The sequence below is a fragment of the Prauserella sediminis genome, assembly GCF_014195435.1.
Lineage (GTDB): Bacteria > Actinomycetota > Actinomycetes > Mycobacteriales > Pseudonocardiaceae > Prauserella > Prauserella salsuginis.
Map to the genome: position 1 here is coordinate 3,648,216 of NZ_JACIBS010000001.1, position 25,012 is coordinate 3,673,227.

The window sequence follows — 25,012 nt, forward strand, 5'->3', positions numbered from 1 at the left end:
AGCCTCCTCCGGCGCCGTTTCCACGCGCGTCACACAAGCTTTCATACACCCAAAAGGGAGTGGACCCCGTTATGCGCATCGCCGTCATCGGCTCGATCGCAACCGACCATCTGATGTCGTTCTCCGGCAAGATCAAGGACCAGCTGGTCGCCGACTCGCTCGAGAACGTCTCGCTTTCGTTCCTGGTCGAACACCTCGACGTCCGTCGTGGCGGAGTCGCCGGGAACATCTCGCTCGGACTGGGCCGCCTGGGCCTGAACCCGGTCCTGGTCGGGGCCGTCGGGCAGGACTTCGGCGAGTACCGGTCCTTCCTGGAGAAGCAGGGCGTCGACACCAAGTCCGTCCACGTCTCCGAGACCCAGCACACCTCGCGGTTCCTGTGCACCACCGACGAGGAAGAGAACCAGATCGCCTCGTTCTACGCAGGCGCGATGAGCGAGATGCGGGACGTCGACCTGACGTCGGTCACCGATCGCGTCGGCGAGCTGGACATGGCCCTCATCGGCGCCAACGACCCCGAGGCGATGCTGCGTCACACCGAGCAGTGCCGCCAGCAGGGCATCCCGTTCGCCGCCGACATCTCGCAGCAGCTGGCCATCATGTCGGGCGACGACGTGCGCAAACTCGTCGACGGTGCGACCTACCTGTTCACCAACGAGTACGAGGCCACGCTGCTGCTGAAGAACACGGGCTGGAGCGAGGCCGAGGTGCTCGACCGCGTCGGCAGCTGGGTCACCACGCTCGGCGGTGACGGCGTGCGCATCTCGGGTAAGAGCCACGAGACGATCGAGATCCCGTCCGTCCCCGACGTCAAGGTCGCCGAGCCGACGGGCGTCGGCGACGCGTTCCGCGCCGGCTTCCTGTGGGCCCTGAGCGTCAACATGACGATGGAGCGCGCTGCCCAGGTGGGCTGCGTGTTCGCGAGCATCGTGCTCGAGGCCGTGGGCCCGCAGGAGTACACGCTGGACCGGTCCGAGTTCTCGAACCGTGTCGCCAAGGCCTACGGCAACGACGCCGCCGCCGAGATTGAATCCAAGCTGCGAGTGTGACGATGGGTAGCGCTTTTCTGTCGGCTCTTGAGAAGCGCGTGCTGGTCGCCGACGGTGGTATGGGTACTGCACTGCAGGCCTATGACCTCACGCTCGACGACTTCAACCACCTCGAGGGCTGCAACGAGATCCTGAACGAAACACGTCCGGATGTCGTCAGCGCGATCTACCGTGGCTACCTGGAAGCCGGTTCGGACGCGATCGAAACGAACACGTTCGGTACCAACCTCGCAAACCTGGGCGAGTACGACATCGTCGACCGGATCCGCGACCTCGCGGAGAAGGGTGCCCGGCTCGCCCGGGAGGCAGCCGACGAGTACTCGACCCCGGACAAGCCGCGCTTCGTGCTCGGCTCGATGGGGCCCGGCACGAAGCTGCCGACGCTGGGCCACGCGCCGTACGCCGACCTGCGGGACGCGTATGTCGACAACGTCCTCGGCCTGCTGGACGGCGGCATCGACGTGGTGCTCGTCGAGACGTCGCAGGACCTGCTGCAGACGAAGGCTGCCATCGTCGCCGCCAAGCGGGCGATGAAGCAGGCGGGGCGGCAGGTGCCGATCATCGCCCAGGTCACCGTCGAGACGACCGGCACGATGCTGGTCGGCTCGGAGATCGGCGCGGCGCTGACGGCGCTCGAGCCGCTGGGCATCGACATGATCGGCATGAACTGCGCGACCGGTCCTGCGGAGATGGGCGAGCACCTCCGGGTGCTGGCCGAGCACTCGACGGTGCCGATCTCGGTGATGCCGAACGCCGGCCTGCCCGAGTTGGGCCCGAACGGTGCGGTGTACCCGCTGCAGCCTGCCGAACTGGCCGAGTCGCTGGCCGACTTCGCCGGGCGCTACGGCGCTCGGCTGGTCGGCGGCTGCTGCGGCACCACCACCGAACACGTCGCGGCGATCGCCGAGGCCGTGAAGGACCTGGAGCCGGTGCAGCGCACGCCCGAGGTCGTCCCGTCGATCTCCTCGGTGTACCAGGCGGTGCCGTTCCAGCAGGACGCCTCGATCCTCAACGTCGGTGAGCGCACCAACGCCAACGGGTCGAAGGCGTTCCGCGAGGCCATGCTCGAGCAGCGCTACGAGGACTGCGTCGAGATCGCCAAGGCGCAGACCCGCGAGGGCGCGCACGTGCTGGACCTGTGTGTCGACTACGTCGGCCGCGACGGGACCGTGGACATGGGCGAGCTCGCCTCGCGCCTGGCCACGGCCTCCACGCTGCCGATCATGGTCGACTCGACGGAACCGGACGTCATCGAGGTGGCACTGAACCACCTCGGTGGCCGGTGCCTGATCAACTCGGTGAACTACGAGGACGGCACCGAGCCGGGCGGCCGTTACGACCGCATGCTGACGATGGCACGCGAGCACGGTGCGACCGTCGTCGTGACCTGTATCGACGAGGACGGCCAGGCGCGGACGGCCGACTGGAAGGTGCGGGTCGCCGAGCGGGCCATCGCGGACCTGACCGGGAACTGGGGCTTCGACGAGTCGGCGATCATCATCGACGCCCTGGTGTTCCCGATCACCACCGGTCAGGAGGAGGTCCGCAAGGACGGCATCGAGACGATCAACGCGATCAAGCGGCTCAAGGAGAAGCACCCGCGCGTGCAGACCACGCTGGGTCTGTCGAACGTCTCGTTCGGCCTCAATCCGGCGGCGCGGCAGGTGCTGAACTCGGTGTTCCTCAACGAGTGCCGTGAGGCCGGGCTCGACTCGGCGATCGTGAACTCGTCGAAGATCCTGCCGATGAACAAGATCGACGAACAGGCGCGCAGCGTCGCGCTGGACCTCGTCTACGACCGGCGCGACGGCGAGTACGACCCGCTGCAGAAGCTCATGGAGCTGTTCGAGGGCCAGACGGCCAAGTCGGGCAGTGCCTCGCGGGCCGAGGAGCTGGCCAAGCTGCCGCTGTTCGAGCGGCTCGAGAAGCGCATCGTCGACGGCGAGCGCACCGGTCTCGAGGACGACCTCGAAGCGGCACGCCTGGAGAAGGAACCGCTCGAGATCATCAACCAGAACCTGCTCGCGGGCATGAAGGTCGTCGGCGACCTGTTCGGTTCCGGCCAGATGCAGCTGCCGTTCGTGCTGCAGTCCGCGGAGGTCATGAAGGCCGCCGTGGCGCACCTCGAGCAGTACATGGAGAAGGACGACTCGGGCGGCAAGGGCAAGCTGTTGCTGGCCACGGTCAAGGGCGACGTCCACGACATCGGCAAGAACCTGGTCGACATCATCGTCTCCAACAACGGCTACGACGTGGTCAACATCGGCATCAAGCAGCCGGTGAACGCCATCCTCGACGCCGCGGAGGAGCACGAGGTCGACGTCGTCGGGATGTCGGGTCTGCTGGTCAAGTCGACGGTCATCATGAAGGAGAACCTTCAGGAGATGAACGACCGCGGTATCGCCGAGAAGTACCCGGTTATGCTCGGTGGTGCGGCGCTGACCAGGACCTTCGTCGAGAACGATCTGGACGAGATGTTCGCAGGCGACGTCCGCTACGCCAAGGACGCCTTCGAGGGCCTGCACCTGATGGACCGGCTGATGGCCATCAAGCGCGGTGAGACGCCCGAGGAGGACGCGGCCGAGCAGGCGAAGAAGGCCGAGCGCAAGGAGCGTCGCGAACGCTCGCTGCGGATCGCCGAGAAACGCAAGGCCGAGCAGCGCGGTGACGGTCCCGAACCGTCGCACGACGACACGACCCGCTCCGACGTCGCCGACGACGTGGCCGTGCCGACCCCGCCGTTCTGGGGCTCGAAGATCGTCCGCGGGTTGCCCGTGAACGACTACCTGCAGCTGCTCGACGAACGTGCGACGTTCTTCGGCCAGTGGGGTCTGCGGGGTGCCAAGAAGGGCGAGGGCCCCTCGTACGAGGAGCTCGTCGAGACCGAGGGCCGGCCGCGGCTGCGCGCCTGGATCGACGACCTCGCGACCAAGGGTGTTCTGCAGCACGCGGCGTTGGTCTACGGCTACTTCCCGTGCTACTCCGAGGGCAACTCCCTGGTTGTGCTCGACAAGGACGAGCCGGACGCGCCGGAGCGGGCCCGGTTCACGTTCCCGCGCCAGCTGCGGGACCGCAGGCTGTGCCTGGCCGACTTCTACCGCACCAAGGAGCAGGCCGAGGCCACCGGACAGGTCGACGTGTTGCCGCTTCAGCTGGTCACGATGGGCCAGCCGATCGCGGACTTCGCGAACGAGCTGTTCGGGAAGAACTCCTACCGTGACTACCTCGAGGTCCACGGCCTCGGCGTGCAGCTCACGGAGGCCATGGCCGAGTACTGGCACCGCCGGATCCGGCAGGAGCTGAAGTTCGCTTCCGGAGCGGCGATGTCGGACGAGGACCCTGCCGACGTCCAGGAGTTCTTCAAGCTCGGCTACCGCGGTGCGCGGTTCTCACTCGGGTACGGCGCGTGCCCGAACCTCGAGGACCGGTCACAGATCGTGGACCTGTTGGAGGCGGAGCGGATCGGTGTCGAGTTGTCGGAGGAGTACCAGTTGCACCCTGAGCAGTCGACCGACGCCATCGTCGCTCACCACCCGGAGGCGAAGTACTTCAACACCTGAACAGGTGTGACGGTGCTTCGACATGTTTGACCGCGCAACAATGAGCCTGGGAAACTCGATACGAGTGGGCCGAGAGGCGCTGCAGCGGAGGATTCTCCGCCACGCTCGGCCACTTTCCCTGGCAACGAAAGGGCGCCTCTGTCACAGGAGGCCCATCGCAATTGCCGGAATCCCAGCTCACGAGCGCGTCGTCGGCGCGCGTCGTCGTGTAGGTGCCGGTAGGCGAGGGTCAGGATCAGAAAGGAAGTCATGAGTAACAAGTTGCAGCAGGTGAACGGTCTCGAGTTCGCCGTAGCCGACCTGAAGTTGGCGGAGGCCGGCCGGCACCAGATCCGGCTCGCCGAGCACGAGATGCCGGGTCTGATGGCGACGCGCCGCGAGTTCGCCGCGTCGAAGCCGCTGAAGGGCGCGCGTATCGCGGGCTCGCTGCACATGACCGTGCAGACGGCTGTGCTGATCGAAACCCTGGTGGAACTCGGTGCCGAGGTGCGCTGGGTGTCCTGCAACATCTTCTCGACGCAGGACGAGGCCGCCGCGGCGGTCGTCGTGGGGCCGAACGGCACGCCGGAGAAGCCGCAGGGCGTGTCCGTCTTCGCGTGGAAGGGCGAGACGCTCGAGGACTACTGGTGGTGCACCGACCAGCTCTGGGACTTCGGTGACGGCAAGGTCGCCAACATGATCCTGGACGACGGCGGCGACGCCACGATGCTCGTGCAGAAGGGTGTCGAGTTCGAGGCCGCCGGCGTCGTGCCGCAGCCGACCGACGAGGACCCGGCCGAGTTCAAGGTCGTCCTCGAGACGCTGCGCAAGTCGCTCGCCAGCGACAAGGGCCGCTTCACCAAGCTGGCCAAGGAGATCAAGGGCGTCACCGAGGAGACGACGACCGGTGTTCACAAGCTCTACGAGCTCGTGAAGACGGGCGACCTGCTCTTCCCGGCGATCAACGTCAACGACTCGGTCACCAAGTCGAAGTTCGACAACAAGTACGGCTGCCGCCACTCGCTGCCGGACGGCATCATGCGTGCCACCGACGTGCTCATCGGCGGCAAGGTCGCCGTGGTCTGCGGCTACGGTGACGTCGGCAAGGGCTCGGCCGAGTCGCTGCGCGGCCAGGGCGCCCGGGTCATCATCACCGAGATCGACCCGATCTGTGCGCTGCAGGCCGCGATGGACGGCTACCAGGTCACGACGCTGGACGAGGTCGTCGAGACGGCCGACATCTTCATCACCACGACCGGCAACTTCGACATCATCACGTCGGAGCACATGGCGAAGATGAAGCACCAGGCCATCGTCGGCAACATCGGTCACTTCGACAACGAGATCGACATGGCCGGCCTCGAGGCCACCCCGGGCATCAAGAAGGTCGAGATCAAGCCGCAGGTGCACGAGTTCACCTTCGCCGACGGCCACTCGATCATCGTGCTGTCCGAGGGTCGCCTGCTGAACCTGGGCAACGCGACGGGCCACCCGAGCTTCGTGATGTCCAACAGCTTCACCAACCAGACGCTGGCGCAGATCGAGCTGTGGACGAAGCCGGGCGAGTACGGCAAGGACGTCTACCTGCTGCCGAAGCACCTGGACGAGAAGGTGGCGCGACTGCACCTCGACGCGCTGGGCGTGAAGCTGACCAAGATGACCAAGGAGCAGGCCGAGTACATCGGCGTTGACGTCGAGGGTCCGTACAAGCCGGAGCACTACCGGTACTGATCACTTCGCGGTGAGGTCGTGTCCGGCGGCCCCGTCATCCGGGGCCGCCGGTGCGTACCGCGCGGGTCCGCCCGATGCGCATCGGGCGGACCCGCAGCCCGAAGCAGTCACCGTTCGTGTACCGGAGGACCCGAGAAGGCGGTTCGACATGAAAACCATTGCCCTTGAGCTGGTCCCGCCCGAGCTGGACGGCGGCTCGCAGGCCGCTGTCGAGGAAGGTCAGAAGGTCGCGCGCGTCGCCAAGGAAACCGGCCTGGACGGCGCCATCAAGCACCTGATGATCCCGGGCATGATCGAGGAGGAGTCCGACCGTCCCGTGGAGCTGAAGCCACGGATGGACGTGCTGGACTTCTGGAACTCGGTCAGTGGCGAGCTGGACGACGTGCGGGGTCTGTGCACCCAGGTCACGGCGTTCCACGACAAGCCCCAGCTCACCGAGCGGCTGCACTCCCTGCGTGACGCGGGGATGGACGGCATCGTGTTCGTGGGCGTGCCGCGCACCATGGCCGACGGCGAGGGTTCCGGCATGGCGCCGACCGACGCGCTGGCCGAGTTCACCGACGTCGTGCCCAACCGCGGTGCGATCCTGATCCCGACGCGGGAAGGGGAGCAGGGCCGGTTCGGCTTCAAGTGCGACCGCGGCGCCACCTACGGGATGACGCAGCTGTTGTACTCCGACGCCATCGTCGGCTTCCTGCGCGACTTCGCGAAGCAGTCCGACCACCGTCCGGACATCCTGCTGTCGTTCGGTTTCGTGCCCAAGATCGAGACCAAGATCGGCCTGATCGACTGGCTGATCCAGGACCCGGGCAACGAGGTCGTCAAGAAGGAGCAGGAGTACGTCGCGCGGCTCGCGGAGATGCCGTTCGAGCAGAAGAAGCGCGAGCTCGTGGACCTGTACAAGCGCGTCATCGACGGCGTGGGCGACCTCGGTTTCGAGCTCAGCGTCCACCTGGAGGTGCCGCTCGGCGTGTCCAAGCCGGCGTTCGAGGTGTTCGCCGAGATGCTTGACTACTACTCGCCGCTGCGCTGATCACTGTTCGCCGCTGGGTTGCGGCGCGCCGTGAGACGGCGGCGTCGACGAGCGCCGGCCCGTTCACGGCAGTTACCGGTCCCCGAAGATCCCGGGGACTCGCCTGCGGAGACATCCGCCTGCGAGTCCTCGGGATTTTTGCTGTTCCGCTCCGCCGCGGTCGTCGGTTACCCGCCTCGGCTTTAGCTCAACCGTCGGTGTCGGCAGCCGCTGCCCGGTGAAGGCGATGCCTGCCTGCGGACTGTCGTCGCTGGGTCTGCGCGGGCGTGCCGAGACGGTGCGAGTGCGGACGGTGCCGCGGGGTGTCCGCGGTCCGCTGCTGCGGGAGCGTCGTGGTGTCGGCTGGGACCGCCGAGAGGCGGGCCATGAGCACCCGGATGCCGTTGTCGAAGGCATAGAGCATGGCCTGCGGATGGTCGTCGTGCGGGCGGTCGTGGTGCGAGAGCGGCTGGGCGAGGCCCGTTCCGCTGATCGTCCAGTTCTCGTCGCCCTCGACCGGTCCGGTGAATTCGACGGTGACGGGTTTGCTGACGGCCGAGCGGGGCAAGGACGGATCGGTGCCGGTCGGTACGAGCAGATCGCCGCCGGGACAGGCGTACGCCGCGAGGGGGACGGGGTCACCGCCGTCGACGGAGACCGTGGCGGTAACGCGGCGGGCCCGATCGCCGATCAAAGCTACACAGTCGTGGTGGGTCAGTCCGGTCTGCTCCATGCTCGCTCCCTTCCGTGCCTCTGAGTGCGCCCCGTGCGCGCTCGGAGGCGAGTTCGTCGCCGTCGGCATCGCCTCCGGCGCCGGTGCGGTCGTCATCGCTTTCGGATGTCGTGGCACCGCAAGGTTTTCGGCGGTGGGCGGGCGGAGAGTTCGGGTAGTGTCGATGGGGGTCGTGGTCGCCGGTTCGTGTGAGCCGGCGATCAGCCGTGGACGGTCACTTTTCCCTTGGTACGCCGGACGAACCGATCCGTCCACACGGTGCCTCCCCGTGGGTGAGGAACCGTGTGGCACGTGGTGGATTCGGCTCCGGCGAACGTCGTCGGCGCGCAGTGGAGGTTGGCATGGGTGTTTCGCAGAACCGGTTCCGGATGACGTTCGCGGGCTACGACCGCGAGGCGGTCGATCGTCACCTGACCGCATTCGAGGAGCAAAACCGCGCCATGGCAACGGATCGGGCGTTCCCGCAGCGGCGCGCCGAGGCGCTGGCCGCGGAGCTGGCCGAGCTGCGGGAAGCGCACACCGCGCTGCGCCACAAGTTCGACCGGGTGTGCCGCAGCCCGATCGAGAACGACGGCCTGTCGGAGCGGATGCTGCGGATGGTGGAACTGGCGCACGTCGAAGCCGCCGAGATTGTGCAGGACGCACGCAGTCGGGCCGAACGCACGCGCACGGCTGCGGACGAGGAAGCACGCCGACTCCGTCGGCGGTATGAGCGCGCGCTCGCCGAACTGGACGATCGCCGCACGCAGTTGGAGGCGGAGTTCGCCGAGCGGACCCGACGCATCGAGGCTGAGGCCGAGGAGCGGGAGCTCGCGGCCGAGGAACGGCGACGCAGGCTCGGCGAGGAATCCGCCCGTCGGCGACAGCGGGCGGAGCAGGAGGTCGGCAAGGCACTCGCGGCGCGGCGGGCCGAATCGGAACGTCAGGTGCGGCGCCGTGAGGAGGAGGCCGCCGACCGTGCGGTCACGACCCTGGCGCAGGCGCGTGAGCACGCCGCCGAGGTGGTGGCTCGGGCGAACGCGCGTGTCGCCGAACTGGAGGGCACGGCGCACACGCTCACCGCACGGCTGCGGGAGACCCGGGCGATCCTGAGTGCGGTCGGTGAGCTCACCGACCCGGCCGAGGCGGAACCGGCACCCACAGCGGAATCAGGGACCGTGGCGGAGCCGGAGACCGTGGCGGAGCCGGGGGTCGTGCAGGAGTCGGAGCCTGTGGCCGGGGACCCCGGTTCGGTGGCGAAGGCGGTGCCTGCGCCGCGTGACGGCGGCGACGACGCCGGACCGGCAGTCGGGCCCTCGATCGGCGAGGTCTCGAGTCTCGGGGCCGCGAGCACGGGGGCCACAGTCAGCGGAGGTGCCACAGGGAGCGCGGGTGCCACAGGGAGCGCGGGTGCCACAGGGAGCGCGGGTGCCACGGCCGGCGCGGGTGCCAGGGCCGGCGCGGGTGCTGCGGCCGGCACGGGGGCTGCGGTGAGCCCCGGACGCTCGGAGTCGCCCGCCGAGGAAGGGTCGGAGACGCCGCCCGCCCGGGATGCGGCCGACGTGACCGAGACCGCCGGGGCGCGGTAGCTGCGCGTGGCGGCCCAGGCGCCCGGCCGTGTGGTGGCGATCGTCCGTCCCGGTGGCGCCGAGACCGTTCTATTGCACATGAACATCGGTTTCAGTAGCACTGGACGGGGTCGTCGTCGCCGGATGGCGGCGGCGGGTCCGAATCCCGAGTGCAAGGAAGGCTGGAGGCCGATCCATGTCGCTGAATGTGCCCACCGAGCTGCTGGACCGTGCGGAGAGTGGCGGCGTCGACGACGCCGAGTTCGTCGCGTGTGTGCGCGAGTCGCTGCCGTACGCGTGGGAGATCATCACCGGTGTCGTCGCCGACCTGGAGACCGAGGGTGGGCAGTTTGCGGATCACGCGACGCCGCCACCGAGTGAGGCCGAGCGCGGGCAGCTGCTGCGGGCGCTCGCGTCGGACTCGATCCGCGGTGGGTTGGAGCGGCACTTCGGCGTGAAGCTGGCGTTCCAGAACTGTCACCGCGTGGCGGCGTTCCGTCCGGGCGCCATCGACGGTGCCGAGTACCGCGAGTTCGTGTCGGCCCGTGGCCAGTTGTTGAATCAGAGTCCGGAGCTGCGCGACTGCTGACGTCGTTCACAACGGATCAGGGCGGCGGCTCCCGCGGAGCACGGGCAGCACCTCGGCGCCGAGGCGTTCGATGGTGGCCAGCGTGCGTGCGCGGGAGCCGCCGCCTTCGACCAGCATGAGAACCCGGTCGACGCCGGTTGCCGCGATCCCGGTGCGGAGGCGGTCGATGCAGTAGGCGGGATCGCCGACCGGATGCAGGTCGGCGAGCAGTTCGGCGTAGGCCACGGGGTCGCGTGGCTGACGTGGCCGGTCGTCGACCGGGATGTAGCCCGCGAGGCCTGGCGTGAGCCAGCGGGGCAGTGAGTGGCGGAGTTCGTCGACCGCCGAGGTGCGGTCGGCTGCGACGTGGGCGACGACGGTGGAGGTGTGCCGGGCCTGTGGGGTGCCTCCTGCCTGGCCGGCCGCCCGATCGTAGGCGGCGACGGTGCGAGCCTTCTCGTCGTCGCCGGCATGCATGCCGAGCAGGATCGGCAGGCCACGTGCCGCGGCGAGTGCTGCGGTCTCCTCGGAGGTGCAGGCGACCGTGACCGGCGGGTGCGGCCGGGTCAGGACGGGCGGAGTGAGTGGCACCTCGCGGAAGCGCAGGCTCGGCCCGTCACCCCGGACGCTGTCGCCGGTGAGGCTTGCGAGCAGCAGGTCGAGGCGTTCGGCGAAGTCGTGTTCATAGGCTTCGACGCCGGTGCCGAAGACTTCCAGGTCGACCCATGGGCCGCCACGGCCGACGCCGAGTGCGAAGCGGCCGCCGGAGAGTCGGTCGAGCATGCGGGTCTGTTCGGCCAGAGCGACGGGGTGAGTGGTGGACAGCACGCTCACGGCGGTGCCGACGGTGATGCTGCTGGTCGCTCCGAGGGCGTGGCCTGCGAACGTGATGGCGGACGGGCAGGTGCCGTAGGACATGAAATGGTGTTCGGCGATCCACGCCTCGTCGAAGCCCGCGTGTTCGGCGCAGCGGACGGCGTCGGCGGCGGTTTGCAGTGCCGCGCCGGGGTCGTCGTCCCCGAACACGGCGCCGAGGAGAAATATCCCGAATTCCACGGGGTGTAACCCTACGTGAGTTGCATCGTCCGATGTGGACCGGCGGGTGGTGCGTGCGCAGGTCGGTGGGCGTGTACGGGACCTACCGGCGGGTCACTGAGGCGGGTGAGTTGGTACCGTCGCGTACGTGGGGAAACTTCGATCGCGTATCACCTCGTGGGCCACGCGACTGTACCTGGCCCGAGCGCAGCGCAAGGGCGGCCTCGACCTGCAGAAGGTGTTGCCTGAAGCGGCCCTGATGCCGTTGCGGCGGAACGGTCTCGATCCGGTGGGGGAGCTCGCCGAGGCGCGGGCGACGGAGCCGGTGCGGAAACTGCCGGTGCCGTTCGGCTTGAACGTATGGCTGGTCAGCGGGTACGACGAAGCGAAGGCCGTATTGGGCAACGGCAAGGCGTTCAGTAACGATTTCGGCACTCTGATGGCCGAGATCGGCATGGATCCGGATGACAATCCGGGGGGTCTGGGGTTCGTCGATCCGCCGGTGCACACCCGCCTGCGCAAGCTGTTGACGCCGGAGTTCACGATGCGCCGGTTGTCGCGGCTGCAGCCGGGCATCGAGCGGATCGTCGGCGATCGGCTCGATGCCATGGAAAAGAAGGCGGCGGCGGGCGAGCCGGTGGATCTGGTCGAGGAGTTCGCGCTGCCGATCCCGTCTTTGGTGATCTGCGAGCTGCTCGGGGTGCCGTACGAGGACCGGGACGAGTTCCAGCACTTGGCGGTGGCGCGGTTCGACCTGTTCGCGGGTGCCGGTGCCGCGGTGGGGGCGATCTCGGAGTCGCTGGAGTATCTGCTGAAGGTCGTGCGCAAGGAGCGTGAGGACCCGGGTGACGGGCTCATCGGCATGATCATCCGCGAGCACGGCGACGACATCGATGATCGGGAGCTCGCCGGGTTGGCCGACGGCGTGTTGACGGGCGGGTTCGAGACGACCGCCAGCATGTTGTCGTTGGGTGCGCTCGTGATGCTGCGCGATCCGGAGACGTTCCGCCGGGTGCGTGAGGACGACGAGGCGGTGCGCCTCTTCGTGGAGGAGGCGTTGCGGTACCTGTCGGTGGTGCAGGTGGCATTCCCGCGGTTCGCGCGCGAAGACATCGAGGTCGGTGGGGTGACGATCGGCAAGGGCGACATGGTGGCCGTGTCGTTGTCGGGTGCCGACCGGGACGATGTGCTGGGTGCCGACCTGGAGACGTTCGATGCCGAGCGGTCGCCGACGCAGCATGTGGCGTTCGGCTACGGCGCGCACCGGTGCGTGGGCGCAGAGCTGGCGCGGTTGGAGTTGCGCGCGGCGTATTCGGCGTTGGTGCGCCGGTTCCCGAACATGACGCTGGCGGCGGACCCCGCCGATTTGGAGTTCCGGCAGACGTCGATCGTGTACGGCGTAGAGAAGCTGCCGGTGCACGTCGACTGACGGGCCGGTCGGCCGGTGGCCTGCGTTGGGTGCGGTTCGGCGAGCCTGGCCGGTCGACTGGCCAGGCCGGCCTGTTCGGTGAGACCGGCGACCCGTTCCGGCGGGGTGGCTCGGTGGGCCGCCCCGCCGGCCACGTCGGCTATGGCGTGTCGGCGAGCTGCTGCCGGGTCAGCCGCCTGCCATCGCGCCGATGATCAACAGTGGTTCGGTGCCGCGGACGACCGGGTCGGGTAGTGGGGCGTCGTGTGGTTCGTGGGACAGGTCTTCTTCGCAGGCGAAGAACCGGACGAAGGCCCGGCGCCGCTGTGTGTCGTGGTGCCGGATCGTGCCTTTGAGTACCGGGTAGTGGGTTTCGAGGACGTCGAGCACGGCGCCGAGTGTCACGGTGCCCGGCACGTCGAGCGTCAGTTCGCCGTCGTCGATGTGGGCGAGTTTGCGCAGGTGGGTGGGCAGGTGCACGCGGATCGCGGTGCTGGTGGCGGAGTCGCTCATGGCAGTGTCTGCACTTCCACGGACAGGACTGACGGCAGGTCGCGCACGATGGGCGCCCAGGTGTCGCCGGCGTCGGGGGAGGCGTACACCTGGCCGCCGGTGGTGCCGAAGTAGATGCCGCAGTCGTCGAGGCGGTCGACGGCCATGGCGTCACGTAGGACGTTGACGTAGCAGTGCTGCTGGGGGAGACCGTCGGTGAGCGGTTCCCAGTCGCCGCCGCCGGTGCGGCTGCGGTACACGCGCAGTTTGCCGTCGACGGGGAAGTGCTGTTCGTCGCTGGTGATGGGCACGACGTAGACGGTGTCGGGGTCGTGGGCGTGGACGTCGATGGGGAAGCCGAAGTCGGTGGGCAGGCCGTCGCCGATGTCGTACCAGCTGGCGCCGTCGTCGTCGCTGCGCATGACGTCCCAGTGCTTCTGCATGTAGAGAGTGTCGGGCCGCCCGTGGTGGCGGGCGAGGTTGTGGACGCAGTGGCCGACCTCCGCCTCGGGTTGCGGGATCTGACCGGACTGCAGCCCGCGGTTCGCGGGTTGCCAGGTCTTGCCGCCGTCGGTGGTGCGGAACACGCCGGCGGCCGAGATCGCGACGTGGAGACGGTCGGCGTCGCGCGGGTCCTGGATGATCGTGTGGAGGCACATGCCGCCTGCGCCGGGTTGCCAGTCGGGGCCGGATTCGTGGCAGCGCAGGCCGCGCAGTTCGTGCCAGGTCTGCCCGCCGTCGACCGAACGGAAGAGAGCCGCGTCCTCGACGCCGGCGTACACGGTGTCCGGATCGGACAGTGACGGTTCGAGGTGCCAGGCGCGCGTGAACTCCCAGGGGCGTTGCGAGCCGTCGTACCACTGGTGGGTGCCGACGTCGCCGTCGTAGGTGAACTCGTTGCCCACCGGCGTCCATGTCGAGCCGCCGTCGTCACTGCGTTGGATCTGCTGGCCGAACCAGCCGAGCGAGGCCGACGCGTAGATGCGGTCGGTGTTCTGCGGCGAGCCTGCCAGGTGGTACATCTCCCAGCCCGCGAAGTGCGGGCCTTCGACGTGCCAGTCACGGCGCGTGCCGTCGGCGGTGAGGATGAAGGCGCCCTTACGGGTGCCTACGAGTACGCGTACGCCGGCCATGTTGAGTCCCCTTCTCAAGTCGTGGTGTGGGAACTGTAACCGGCGTCACTTGTCAAAAACAAGCGTGCATCTGTGAAGCAAGATCATCGTCCGATGTCGGACGAGTGTCGTCGTGGACGAGCACGGTGTGAGTTAGCCCGGTGTGAACTGGTCCGGTGTCGGACGCGCAGCTGTCAGTTCCCTCGCCGGCCGTCACCTGCGGAGCGGTCGGAATGCCCCAGGTCGCGGGTGGGGTCGACGATGTCGCGGACCATACGCTTGAGGACCGACAATTCCGGGAAACCGCCGTCGACCCGGCGGGACCACAGCGTCCGGCCGTCCAGGCGGACGTCGAACACGCCTCCGGTTCCCGGAACGAGCGAGGCCTCGGCAAGCGATGTTCCGAAGGTGGCCAGGAGTTCTTGGGCGGTCCATCCGGCGCGCATCACCCAGCGGCACCGGGTGCAGTATTCGATCTCGAGGCGCGGCGAACGCGCGTTGGCGGAGTTGGTCACGCAGATCAGTATCTCCGCTGCATCGCTGTCGGAACGGGTGGATATAGTGCAGCCTGCGCCGGTATCGGCGCAGGGGCCGGTAGCTCAGTTGGTTAGAGCAGAGGACTCATAATCCTTTGGCCGTCGGTTCAAGTCCGACCCGGCCCACCCTTGTGACCTGCATGTTCACGCGGTGGCCCATCTGGGTTTCGACCCTTGGGTGCGGGTTTGGGTCCGAGGTGGCGGCCGGGTATGGCTCGCAGTCGTTCCGGAGGTCGTCGGCGCGGTCGCTTCGAGCAGCGCGGCGACAGTCTTCGCGTCGTCGTGTTCGCCGGGACCGATCCGGTGACGGGGCGACGGACGTATCTGCGCGAGAAGATCAACGGCACGGACGACGCGGCGTGGCGCAAGGCGGAGAACACGCTGACGCAGTTGCGGGCCAAGGTGCTCAAGCAGCGGTCGACGGCCTCGACGGTGCGGTTCGACTACGCGGTCGACGAGTGGCTGCGCACCGCCGACATCGAGCAGAGCACGCGGGACAGCTATGTCGGATACATCGATCGCGTGATCAAGCCCGTGCTCGGTGATGTCGCGGTGAACAAGCTCGGAGCGCGGCAGCTGGAGAACCTCTACGCCGATCTGCGTCGGTGCCGGATGCGCTGCGACGGGAACCCAGCCGTGGTGGCTCAGGCTTTCGGAACCCTCGGCGCGCTGTATCCTGGGCGTGTTGTACTGGGATTGGGCACAGGTGAGGCCCTCAACGAAGTCCCGGTTACCAGAATAGAGTGGCCTGAGTTTCGCGAGCGGTTCGCCCGCCTCCGCGAGGCCATCGAACTGATCCGTCGATTGTGGACTGAGGAACGAGTGACCTTCGACGGCGACTACTACAGCACTGAGAACGCGACGGTCTATGACCGGCCGGCACGCCCGGTTCCGATTTACGTGGCGGCTGGTGGGTCAGTAGTAGCAAAGTATGCAGGAAGAGCGGCCGACGGCTTCATCTGCACCAGCGGCAAAGGGATGGATCTCTACACGGAGAAGCTGCAGCCTGCAGTCGACAGGGGCGCCGAGCAGGTCGGCCGAAAACCGGGGGATGTTCCGCGCTCGATCGAAATCAAACTGTCGTATGACCCCGATCCGGCCACCGCAGCCGAAAACACCAGATTCTGGGCGCCGCTGTCGCTGACCGCCGAACAGAAGCACGGGTTGTCCGACCCCGTCGATATAGAACGCGCAGCCGAGGGCTTGCCGATTGAACAGGTAGCCTCGCGTTGGATCGTGTCCGTTGACCCGGACGAGGTTACCCAGCGGATCAGCTCATATGTGGATGCGGGGTTCACGGATCTGGTGCTGCACGCTGCCGGTAGCGATCAGGCCCGGTTTCTCGAAGTCGCCGGACAGGAGCTGCTTCCGCGACTGCGGAATCTTCGGTGAGAAGCCCTGCAGCGACTGGCTTGCCGTACGGTCCGTTGACCGCATGCCTAGTGTCGTGCTCATCGCACCGTCCGACAGTCACCAGTGTGCTCTGCGCCCACTGACGGTGCCGGAGACACTGCCTCCCCTTTCTCTAACGCGACTTGAGTCACAGTTGCATGAGAGGAGAGGTGGCGCGATGACGGCCGTCGACAACCGCCCCAACCATGGGGGCACGACTGCGCGGGTGGTGCGGGTTGATCTCCGGAACGGCGGGGTAGCGGGCAGGTGATCACGGGGTCGGGAGGCTCGGGGTGGTGGGTCGTCCCAACCAACCAACTCCACAGCGGGAGTTCCGTCGGTACCTGAGCACGCCACGAAGTCATGCCACATGGTCAGTGGCCTGGGCTGGTGACAAGCCGAGGGTGAGGCCGCCGGTTTCTTGCGAGCCGGGGGAGTGGCACGGGTGCGGATGGAGGCATTGCGCTGCCCCGCAGCAGCGAGGACAAGTCTGTCCCCGGGGCATTCCTCATGTGAGATATCAGCGGGTCGTGGTCGGACACCTCGGTCGAGCCGAAGGCTTGCACGATGCCTGCGCATGGAGGTTGTGCTCGCGATCGACTGGTCATGGTGTTCTCCATCAGCGCCCGTTCCGTCTCTTCCAGGATTTGCTCGGATCGCGGCGGTGCGAGTCCGACTGTGGCCAGGTTGAGCATCAGATCCGCGTGGTGCCGTTAGCGAGACGGTGCAGGTACTCGACGCTTCCCTGCGGCGGACCGTTCGTTGTGTTCCAACAGGTTTGTCGTGCATGACCTCCCCGCGGTCATGCATTCGCACGAATTTCTGCTTCGACACACCGGTCAGTCGTGCGGTCTCTTCAATGTCGATGGTGTCGCCGCGAGGCGTGCAGGCGAGTTCGGCAGCGACACGACGCGGCTGGGTCGGTGGTCCGTTTCGGAATCTACCCGCGCCGACCATCGAGTGTGATGCGGGAAGCTCGAGAAAGCTCCTCTATCAGCGTCGCTGTGTCAGCGTCCGCTTCAGTGTCTGTGTTGCCCATGCCAACCAGGGCGAACGTCCGAACGAGCATGCCGGCCGACGCGACACCGGCAGGGCGGCCACCGCACATTCGATGGCCTTGACGGTCGCCGATCGCCCAATTACTGTACCGACCAGTCGATTTTTTGCCGCAATTCACCGTCCGGCGGCCTAGAGGAGTCAGCACGCCCCATGAACACAGGAATTGCACAGCAGACGGCCGTTGTGACCGGTGCCAGCCGTGGGATCGGGCTCTCGGTCGCCCGGCGCCTGGTGGCTGGTGGGGCCAAGGTGGTGATCACCGGACGCACCCAGGCCACCTTGGATGCCGCCGTCGAAGAGCTCGGCGGCCCTGGGTACGTGATCGGGGTGGCCGGACGCGTCGACGACGTCGACCATCAGGCGGACGTCCTGGAGCGGGCGGTGGACGCGTTCGGCAGCGCCGACCTCCTCGTCAACAACACGGCGGTCAATCCGGTTTACGGCCCGCTGATGGATCTCGACCTCGAGGCTGCTCGAAAGATCCTTGAAGTCAACTGCGTTGCTGCCCTGGCGTGGGTTCAGGCTGCGTACCGGGCTTGGATGAAGGACCACGGCGGTGCCGTCGTCAACATCTCCTCGATCGCGGGGCAGCGAGCTTCTCCGGGCATTGGCTTCTACGGAGCCAGCAAGGCGCTCGTTGCCCAGCTGACACAGCAGTTGGCCGCTGAGCTCGGGCCCGGGATCCGGGTCAACGCGGTGGCTCCCGCGTTAGTCAAGACCACGATGGCCAGGGCGCTCTACGAGGGTCGCGAGGCCGAGCTCGCGGAGAGCTATCCACTCAAGCGACTCGGGACACCCGAGGACATCAGCAACATGGTTGCCCTCCTGCTTTCCGAGCAGGCGAGCTGGGTGACCGGGCAGCTGGTAGTGGTTGATGGCGGCGTCACCCTGGCGGGTGGGTTGTGAGTACCGCGCCGACCGGACTTCCCCTCGACCGTCTCGCGGTGTGGTTCTCCTCGACCATGCCCGGCGTGGCGGGCAAGCTTACCGCGACCATGTTGGCGGGCGGCAAGTCCAATCTCACCTACGAGATAACCGACGGCACCAGCAGGTGGGTCCTGCGCCGCCCGCCGCTGGGACACGTCCTGCCTACCGCGCATGACATGGGACGCGAGTACCGCGTCCTGTCCGCCCTGCGCGACACCACAGTCCCGGTTCCCGTCCCCCGTGCGCTGTGTCTCGACGATTCGGTCATCGGTGCCCCCTTCTACCTCATGGACAAAGTGGACGGCACGTCGTACCGCACCGCCGCAGCCCTCTCGGATATCGGGGCAGACCGCACCCGGACCGTGTCGGAACGACTGATCGACACGCTCACGGCGCTGCACGGTATCGACCCCGACGACATCGGACTAGCCGATTTCGGGCGCCCGCACGGGTTCTTCGCCCGCCAGGTCGCCCGGTGGCGTCGGCAACTGGAGGCCTCACACAGCCGGGACCTCCCGGTCGCCGACGATCTCTACGATCGTCTCGCTGCCACGGTCCCTCCCCCCGCGCCGCCGGCGATCGTGCATGGCGACTTTCGGCTGGACAATGTGCTCGTCGATGACGGCGATCGTCTTGTCGCCGTCATCGACTGGGAGATGGCCACCATCGGTGACCCGCTCACCGACCTGGCACTCATGATCGTCTACGACCGGCTCGCCCGACTTCTTGACAGCGATGTCGTCTCTGACGTGGCCGCCGCACCGGGTTATCTCGGGGAAGCACAGATCGTGAGCCGTTACGCCGCACGCAGCGGCCGCGACGTGTCCGATCTGGGCCTCTACATTGGGCTCGCCTCGTTCAAGCTGGCCGCGATCCTCGAAGGGATCCACTATCGGCACATGCGACGCGAAACCGTTGGTTCTGGGTTCGACCGGGTCGGCGACGCTGTCGCGCCGCTGCTCACGGCCGGTCTCGCATCGGTGCAGGAGGGCGCGTGATGGAGTTCGGCCTCGACGCGCGGACGGAAGAGTATCGCGCCGCGCTCACGGAGTTCATGCGCACGTATGTGTATCCGGCGGCCGAGGTGTTCTCGGCCGAGCTGGACGGACTACAGGACAGGTGGGCGTGGGACTCGGTCCCTGTGTTGGAGAAGCTCCGGGGTCAGGCACGGCAGAGGGGATTGTGGAATCTGTTCCTTCCGGGTGCGGAGGGAGCCGGCCTGACGAACGTCCAGTACGCACCACTCGCCGAGATCACGGGGTGGTGCCCGCAACTCGCTCCGGCTGCCCTGAACTGTGCCGCCCCTGACACGGGGAACATGGAGATTCTGGAGCGCTTCGGGAGCGAGCTGCAGCGCGCGAAGTGGCTGCAGCCCCTGCTCGACGGCACGATTCGATCAGCGTTCGCCATGACCGAGCCGGACGTCGCTTCCTCGGACGCGACGAACATCGAGACACGGATCGTGCGCGACGGTGACCATTACGTGCTCAACGGGCGCAAGTGGTGGATCACTGGCGCAATGAACCCCAATGCGGCGGTGTTCGTGGTCATGGGCAAGAGCGACGTGAAGGCTGACCGGCACCGCCAGCAATCGATGGTCCTTGTCCCGCGCGATACCCCGGGGCTGGAGATCGTCCGGGCAATGACCGTCTTCGGCTATGACGACCGGTCGCACGGTGGCCACGCGGAGCTGCGGTTCACCGACGTCCGCGTGCCGGTAACCAACCTGATCGGTGACGAAGGCGACGGATTCGCGATCGCGCAAGCTCGGTTGGGCCCCGGACGTATCCATCACTGCATGCGCGCGATCGGGGTCGCCGAACGGGCTCTCGAGATGATCTGCGCCCGCGCCGATGAACGGGTGGCCTTCGGTAGGTTGATCTCGGAGCAGGGGGTGATCCGGGCCTGGATAGCGGAGTCCCGGGTCCGGATCGAGCAGCTGCGGCTGTTGGCCCACAAGGCCGCGTGGCTCATGGATACCGCCGGCAATCGGGCTGCCCACAATGAAATCCAGGCAATCAAGATCGCCGCGCCGAGCACGGTGCAGTGGATCCTCGACAAGGCCATTCAGGTGCACGGTGCCGGTGGCCTCTCGCAAGATCTCGTGCTCGCCGAGGCGTACGCGAGCATTCGAACACTCCGCATCGCCGACGGCCCGGACGAGGTGCACCGGGGCTCGCTGGCCCGCGCCGAACTGAACCGCCAGCGCCGTTCCCGTTCGGTTCGCACAGAGTCCGGTGGTCCCACTCCAGGGGTCGTGCCGACAGGAAAGGAGTAGTCATGAACACAGATTCTCGGGTTCCGCCTCGGGACGAGGTGGTACTCCGCTACCTCCTGGAACGCCGCGCGGCAGAGGACCCTGAGCGAGTCTTCGTGGTGTTCGACGGGGGCCCGGTCTGGACGCGCGGAGAGCTGCTCGAACAGGTTCGTCGGACCGCGGCCCAGCTGCAGTCGCTCGGGGTCGGCCAGAACGACCACGTCGTCTGCTGGCTGCCGAACGGCCCGGAGATGATGCGGTTCTGGTTCGCCATCAACTACCTGGGTGCGGTGTTCGTACCGATCAACACGGCCTACCGCGGCGGGGTGCTGTCGCACGTGCTCGACAACGCTGATGCCGAGGTTCTCGTCGGAGCGGCCGAACTTATCCCGCGAATCGACGAAGCGGGCTCGCCAGAGCGTCTGCGCCGCGTGATCCAGGTCGGCGGCACCGAACGGTGCTCACTCGAAGGGCCCGATGTCGTCACTGTCGACGAGATTGCGGAAACGCAGCACGTCCTCGTCGAACCGGCGGAACCGGTGGAGCCCTGGCACACGCAGGCGATCTATTACACCTCCGGGACCACCGGCCCGTCGAAGGGCGTGCTGTGCTCCTACATGCAGTCCTGGGCCGGGTTCAGCCCTCAGGCCATGCCGTTCCTGACCCGCGACGACCGATTCTTGATCAACATGCCTGCGTTCCATGTTGGCGGCTCGACTCTGGTCTACGCCATGCTCGTCAACGGCGGGTCTGTAGCGGTGACCGCCCGGTTCAGTGGTGAGAATTTCTGGCGGCAGATCCGCGAGAGCGACAGCACGGCCGTCTTCTTGCTGGGGGTCATGGCGCAGTTCGTCGAACGCCGGGCACCCGCGCCCGACGACGCGCGCAACCCGCTCCGCACTGTATTCACGTCCCCGTTGATCGACGATGTCGCAGGGTTCGCGCAGCGCTTCGGCGTCGACGTGTACACGATCTACAACATGACGGAGCTGTCGGCTCCGATCGTGTCCGGGCCCAATCCGACCCTGCGCGGGACATGCGGGAAGGTTCGCGCCGGGGTCGAGGTGAGGCTGGTCGACGAAGCCGACCGCGAGGTTCCGATCGGGGACGTCGGCGAGATCGTCGTCCGGACCGACGCGCCGTGGACCGTGACTCATGGCTACTACCGGATGCCGGAGGCGACTGCAAAGGCGTGGCGCAACGGCTGGTTCCACACCGGCGACTCGGCACGCCGGGATGCCGAGGGCAACTTCTTCTTCGTCGATCGTCTCAAGGACGCGATCCGCAGGCGCGGCGAGAACATCTCCTCGATGGAGGTGGAGAACGAGATTCTCGCCCATCCGAAGGTGCGCGAGGCCGCCGTGGTCGCAGTGCCGGGCGAGATCTCGGAGGACGAGGTGCTGGCGATCGTCTCACCCGTTCCAGGTGAGACGATCGACCCAGTCGAGCTGATCCGTTTCCTCGAACCGAGGATGGCCCACTACATGGTGCCGCGCTACGTCCGGTTCCTCAGTGAGCTGCCCAAGACCCCCACGGCGAAGATCCAGAAGAACGTCCTGCGCGAGGCCGCACTCACCGAGGACACCTGGGACCGCGAGAAATCCGGGATCACGATCTCGCGTTGATCTCACCGAGTTGTGTCGTCGACGGTAGGAGCAGAACGTGCGAGCAGTCGTGTACGACCGAACGGGCGGCCCCGAGGTCCTGCGTGTCGTGCGCCGGGAGATTCCTGATGTCCCGCCCGGCCATGTGCGGGTCAGGATCGCCGTTTCGGGGGTGAACGCGACTGATTGGCGGAGCCGGTCAGGACAGTCGACCCCGTTGAGGTTCGACGAGCAGGTCCCGCACCAGGACGGGGCCGGGGTGATCGACGCGCTGGCCGAGGACGTGACCGCATTCCACGAGGGCCAGCGGGTCTGGCTGTGGGACGTGGCGTTCGGCAGACCGACAGGCACGGCACAGGAGTACACCGTAGTGCCGGCCCGGCACGCCGTCCCGCTCCCGGCCGGTATCGACCTCGAGCACGGGGCCGCGCTCGGCATTCCGGCTCTCACCGCGCACCGCGCCCTCACCACGGGGGCGGCACCGCATCTCGGTCCGGGCATGCTGGCTGGACGGACGATCCTCGTCCACGGTGGCGCAGGGGCGGTGTCGCACGCCGCGATTCAGCTGGCCAAGTGGTCCGGCGCCACGGTCGTGACCACGGTCAGCTCGCGGGCGAAGGCTGAACTCGCCCGCCAGGCCGGGGCAGACCTCGTGGTCGACTACAAGAACGAGGATGTCGTAGCGCGTGTGTTGTCGGTTGCACCAGGCGGTGTCGATCGGATCGTCGAGGTCGACTTCGGTGCGAACCATTCCGTGGACGCGGCGGTGCTCGCCGCCGGAGGAATCGTCGGCATCTACAGTTACCGCACGGGTGACTCCGTTCCGGTGCCGTCCCCGGAATGGTTGGTCACGAACGCGACGATCAGCTTCGTCTACACCTACACCACGGCCGCGCCGTACAAGGATGCCGCGATCCACGACGTGAACGCGGCGCTGGAGGCCCGAGCACTGCGGATCGGGGCGGAGCACGGCTTGCCCCTGCATCGTTTCACGTTGGAGAACACGGCCGAGGCGCACGAGGCAGTGCAGGGGAACACGGTTGGAAAGGTGCTGGTCGTCGTGCCGGAGGGTCGACTCTAAACCGAACGATCGGTACACTAATTTCGACACGATGATGTGTAGTGGCTGGAGGTCACAAATGTCGGAGATCGTCAGATTCGAGATGCCCCGGGTGGAGACGGTCGTGCAGGGCGCCGGCGCCTCCGGTGCGATCGGAGCCGAGCTCGACCGGCGCGGACTCAACCGGGTGTTCCTCGTGACGGGGAATACTGTGGGTTCGTCGGAACCGTTCGCGAAACTGACCGAAGAGCTCGGGGTCCGTGTGGTCGGGACCTTCAGCCGGGTCGAGGCGCACAACCCGGTCGGGCTGGTCGTCGAGCTGTTGGAAGCGGCGCGCTCGGCGGAGATTGATGCATTCGTGGCGGTCGGCGGCGGCTCGCCGTGTGACGCCGCCAAGCTCGCGGCGGTGGGGCTCTGTGAAGGGTCGATTACTGCGCAGGACCTCGCCCGCAACTACCTGGATTTCGAGTACCCCGCGACTGTGCGCCAGCGCCCGTTGACGGGGACGCCGGTTCCTGTCTTTGCGGTACCGACCACCCTCTCGGCAGCGGAGTGGGATGGCTTCGCCGGTTCGGTCGACAGCGCCCGGGACACCAAGGACCTGACCGTATACCTCGAGGCGACGCCCACGGCAGTCTTCCTTGACCCGGAGCTGTGCGCACATACCCCACGGGACTTATGGGCGACGACCGGCGTCCGGGCGCTCGACCACGCAGTCGAGACCTCGTACGCAAAGAATGCGCACCCGTTCACGACCGCGCTTGCCAACGACGCGCTCACGATTCTGGCTCAGAATCTGCCCCGTTCGGTGGCCGATCCCGAGGACTACGATGCGGCGTTGAAGTGTCAGCAAGCTGCGTGGATGTCCATTCTCGGCGTGCACAACGTGTCGCTGGGGCTGTCGCACGCGATCGGTCACCAGCTCGGGGCGGTCGGAATTCCGCACGGGGTGACGTCGTGCATCATGCTTCCCCATGTCATGCGGTTCCTCGAACCGGTAACCGCCGAGCACCAGGCGCGGATGGCGCGTGCCCTTGCTGCGGTTCAGGGCGATGAGGAAGACCTGTCGGCTGCGGCGAGACTGGAGCGGATCCTCGATGACCTCGGCGTGCCGCGCCGTGTATCCGATTTCGGAGTCGGTCGGGACAAGATGCAGGGAGTTGCACACGCCGCCCTGGGGGACATGGTGGTCCGCGAGTCGCCGCGGACCGTGGACGAGGCCGCGATCTACTCGCTACTCGAGGCCGTCTGGTAGAACGCCGACGTGCCGCCGTCGTCTACTTTGCTGACGATGGCGGCACGCTCCCGCTGCTGATCCCGGCAAGCAGTGCATCGGTGAACAGGTCCGCAACCTCCTCCGGGGTTCGTTCCCCGTCGGGACGCAGCCACGCGTAGGAGTAGTTGTAGAGGCCGAGCACGGCCTTGGTGACGAGCGGGTCCAGCCGTGCGAATTCCCCGGTTTCCGCGCCCTCGCGCAGGAGCCGGTCGACGATCTCCTCGTACTGCTCTCGGGCCTCCTGTATGACCGTCTTCCGCCGGCCGGTGAGTGCCTTGAACTCCTGGAAAGTGACAACCCACTCGCTGGTGTTCTCGGCGAGATTTCGCACGGTGGCGCGCATGAGCTCGCGGAATCGGACCTCGGCCCCGGCGTCTGTCGCGACGATCCGCCGCGACCGCTCCAGCAGGTCTGACATGCGATGATGGCAGATCTCGAAGAGCAGATTCTCCTTGCTCCCGATGTGATGATAGAGCGCTCCGCGGCCGATTCCGGTCTCACCGGAGACCATCTCGATGCCGGTCCCGTGGTAGCCGTTCTCTGCGAAGAGTCGGACCGCGGCCTCCATGATGCGCTGTCGAGCCTCGAGCCCCGCCCGGTTGGGTCGCCGCGACGGCATGGTCGGCTTCGTGGCAGTCATCGCGTTCTTCCTCCGGTCCGCGCTGGACACCCCCG

At 67.3% G+C, this 25,012-nt stretch carries 20 protein-coding genes and 1 tRNA gene; 15 read left to right on the forward strand and 6 right to left on the reverse strand.

Translation table 11 applies throughout. The features are described 5' to 3' along the window. The first annotated feature begins 71 nt into the window (after window positions 1–71). From FB384_RS16540 to FB384_RS16555, 4 genes are all read left to right on the forward strand, one after another. Window positions 72–1,049: a carbohydrate kinase family protein gene (locus tag FB384_RS16540; RefSeq protein ID WP_183784096.1), complete on the forward strand. Its 978-nt coding sequence runs from the start codon at window positions 72–74 to the stop codon at window positions 1,047–1,049. Between the two features lie 2 nt (window positions 1,050–1,051). Beyond that, window positions 1,052–4,609 (forward strand): methionine synthase, encoded by a 3,558-nt coding sequence (gene metH, locus FB384_RS16545; protein ID WP_183785661.1) that lies wholly within the window; start codon window positions 1,052–1,054, stop codon window positions 4,607–4,609. A 249-nt stretch (window positions 4,610–4,858) separates the two neighbouring features. After that, window positions 4,859–6,319 carry an adenosylhomocysteinase gene (gene ahcY, locus FB384_RS16550; protein ID WP_183784098.1) on the forward strand — a complete coding sequence of 487 codons (1,461 nt, stop codon included), beginning with the start codon at window positions 4,859–4,861 and terminating at the stop codon, window positions 6,317–6,319. Window positions 6,320–6,467: 148 nt separating this feature from the next. Continuing rightward, complete coding sequence (locus FB384_RS16555; RefSeq protein ID WP_183784100.1) at window positions 6,468–7,352, forward strand: mycobacterial-type methylenetetrahydrofolate reductase; 885 nt, start codon at window positions 6,468–6,470, stop codon at window positions 7,350–7,352. 187 nt (window positions 7,353–7,539) lie between these two features. On the opposite strand, the gene FB384_RS16560 is transcribed toward FB384_RS16555, so the two are convergent. Next, a complete protein-coding gene (locus tag FB384_RS16560) occupies window positions 7,540–8,064 on the reverse strand; it encodes a hypothetical protein (protein WP_183784102.1) in 525 nt (174 codons plus the stop codon). 341 nt (window positions 8,065–8,405) lie between these two features. Here FB384_RS16560 and FB384_RS16565 point away from each other — a divergent pair, with 341 nt between their 5' ends. After that, complete coding sequence (locus FB384_RS16565; protein ID WP_183784104.1) at window positions 8,406–9,632, forward strand: hypothetical protein; 1,227 nt, start codon at window positions 8,406–8,408, stop codon at window positions 9,630–9,632. A 175-nt stretch (window positions 9,633–9,807) separates the two neighbouring features. Beyond that, entirely contained in the window at window positions 9,808–10,200 is a 393-nt protein-coding gene (locus tag FB384_RS16570; protein ID WP_183784106.1) for an SCO5389 family protein, read from the forward strand. Window positions 10,201–10,206: 6 nt separating this feature from the next. On the opposite strand, the gene FB384_RS16575 is transcribed toward FB384_RS16570, so the two are convergent. Then, window positions 10,207–11,235, reverse strand: coding sequence for an LLM class flavin-dependent oxidoreductase (locus tag FB384_RS16575; protein WP_183784108.1), 1,029 nt, complete (start codon window positions 11,233–11,235; stop codon window positions 10,207–10,209). A gap of 127 nt (window positions 11,236–11,362) precedes the next feature. Between FB384_RS16575 and FB384_RS16580 the strand changes: the two genes are divergently transcribed. Continuing rightward, a complete protein-coding gene (locus FB384_RS16580; RefSeq protein ID WP_183784110.1) occupies window positions 11,363–12,643 on the forward strand; it encodes a cytochrome P450 in 1,281 nt (426 codons plus the stop codon). Between the two features lie 168 nt (window positions 12,644–12,811). Here the strand turns inward: FB384_RS16580 and FB384_RS16585 are convergent, their stop codons facing one another. The 3 genes from FB384_RS16585 to FB384_RS16595 all read right to left on the reverse strand — a co-directional run bounded on the left by FB384_RS16585 (window position 12,812) and on the right by FB384_RS16595 (window position 14,741). Further along, complete coding sequence (locus FB384_RS16585; protein WP_183784112.1) at window positions 12,812–13,135, reverse strand: MoaD/ThiS family protein; 324 nt, start codon at window positions 13,133–13,135, stop codon at window positions 12,812–12,814. After that, window positions 13,132–14,247: a WD40/YVTN/BNR-like repeat-containing protein gene (locus FB384_RS16590; protein ID WP_183784114.1), complete on the reverse strand. Its 1,116-nt coding sequence runs from the start codon at window positions 14,245–14,247 to the stop codon at window positions 13,132–13,134. Before FB384_RS16590 ends, FB384_RS16585 begins: the two co-directional genes overlap by 4 nt. A gap of 173 nt (window positions 14,248–14,420) precedes the next feature. Next, window positions 14,421–14,741 carry a SelT/SelW/SelH family protein gene (locus tag FB384_RS16595; protein ID WP_323985255.1) on the reverse strand — a complete coding sequence of 107 codons (321 nt, stop codon included), beginning with the start codon at window positions 14,739–14,741 and terminating at the stop codon, window positions 14,421–14,423. Between the two features lie 73 nt (window positions 14,742–14,814). Here FB384_RS16595 and FB384_RS16600 point away from each other — a divergent pair. From FB384_RS16600 to FB384_RS16635, 8 genes are all read left to right on the forward strand, one after another. Next, window positions 14,815–14,888: transfer RNA gene (locus FB384_RS16600), tRNA-Ile, on the forward strand. 84 nt (window positions 14,889–14,972) lie between these two features. Continuing rightward, window positions 14,973–16,154, forward strand: a complete 1,182-nt coding sequence (locus FB384_RS26885) for an LLM class flavin-dependent oxidoreductase (protein ID WP_228726045.1) — start codon at window positions 14,973–14,975, stop codon at window positions 16,152–16,154. Window positions 16,155–17,363: 1,209 nt separating this feature from the next. Further along, entirely contained in the window at window positions 17,364–18,119 is a 756-nt protein-coding gene (locus FB384_RS16610; protein ID WP_183784116.1) for an SDR family oxidoreductase, read from the forward strand. 56 nt (window positions 18,120–18,175) lie between these two features. Further along, window positions 18,176–19,138: a phosphotransferase family protein gene (locus FB384_RS16615; RefSeq protein ID WP_183785663.1), complete on the forward strand. Its 963-nt coding sequence runs from the start codon at window positions 18,176–18,178 to the stop codon at window positions 19,136–19,138. Then, window positions 19,138–20,418, forward strand: coding sequence for an acyl-CoA dehydrogenase family protein (locus FB384_RS16620; RefSeq protein ID WP_183785665.1), 1,281 nt, complete (start codon window positions 19,138–19,140; stop codon window positions 20,416–20,418). The genes FB384_RS16615 and FB384_RS16620 overlap by 1 nt, the downstream gene beginning before the upstream one ends. A 2-nt stretch (window positions 20,419–20,420) precedes the next feature. Beyond that, on the forward strand, window positions 20,421–22,022 hold the full coding sequence (locus tag FB384_RS16625) for an AMP-binding protein (protein WP_183784118.1): 1,602 nt from the start codon (window positions 20,421–20,423) through the stop codon (window positions 22,020–22,022). Window positions 22,023–22,110: 88 nt separating this feature from the next. After that, window positions 22,111–23,082, forward strand: a complete 972-nt coding sequence (locus tag FB384_RS16630) for an NADPH:quinone reductase (RefSeq protein ID WP_323985299.1) — start codon at window positions 22,111–22,113, stop codon at window positions 23,080–23,082. A gap of 58 nt (window positions 23,083–23,140) precedes the next feature. Then, the gene (locus FB384_RS16635) at window positions 23,141–24,316 is read left to right on the forward strand and encodes an iron-containing alcohol dehydrogenase (RefSeq protein ID WP_183784122.1); all 1,176 of its coding nucleotides are present in this window, start codon (window positions 23,141–23,143) and stop codon (window positions 24,314–24,316) included. A gap of 22 nt (window positions 24,317–24,338) precedes the next feature. On the opposite strand, the gene FB384_RS16640 is transcribed toward FB384_RS16635, so the two are convergent. Beyond that, window positions 24,339–25,007, reverse strand: coding sequence for a TetR/AcrR family transcriptional regulator (locus FB384_RS16640; RefSeq protein ID WP_221212758.1), 669 nt, complete (start codon window positions 25,005–25,007; stop codon window positions 24,339–24,341). Between the last annotated feature and the right edge of the window lie 5 nt (window positions 25,008–25,012).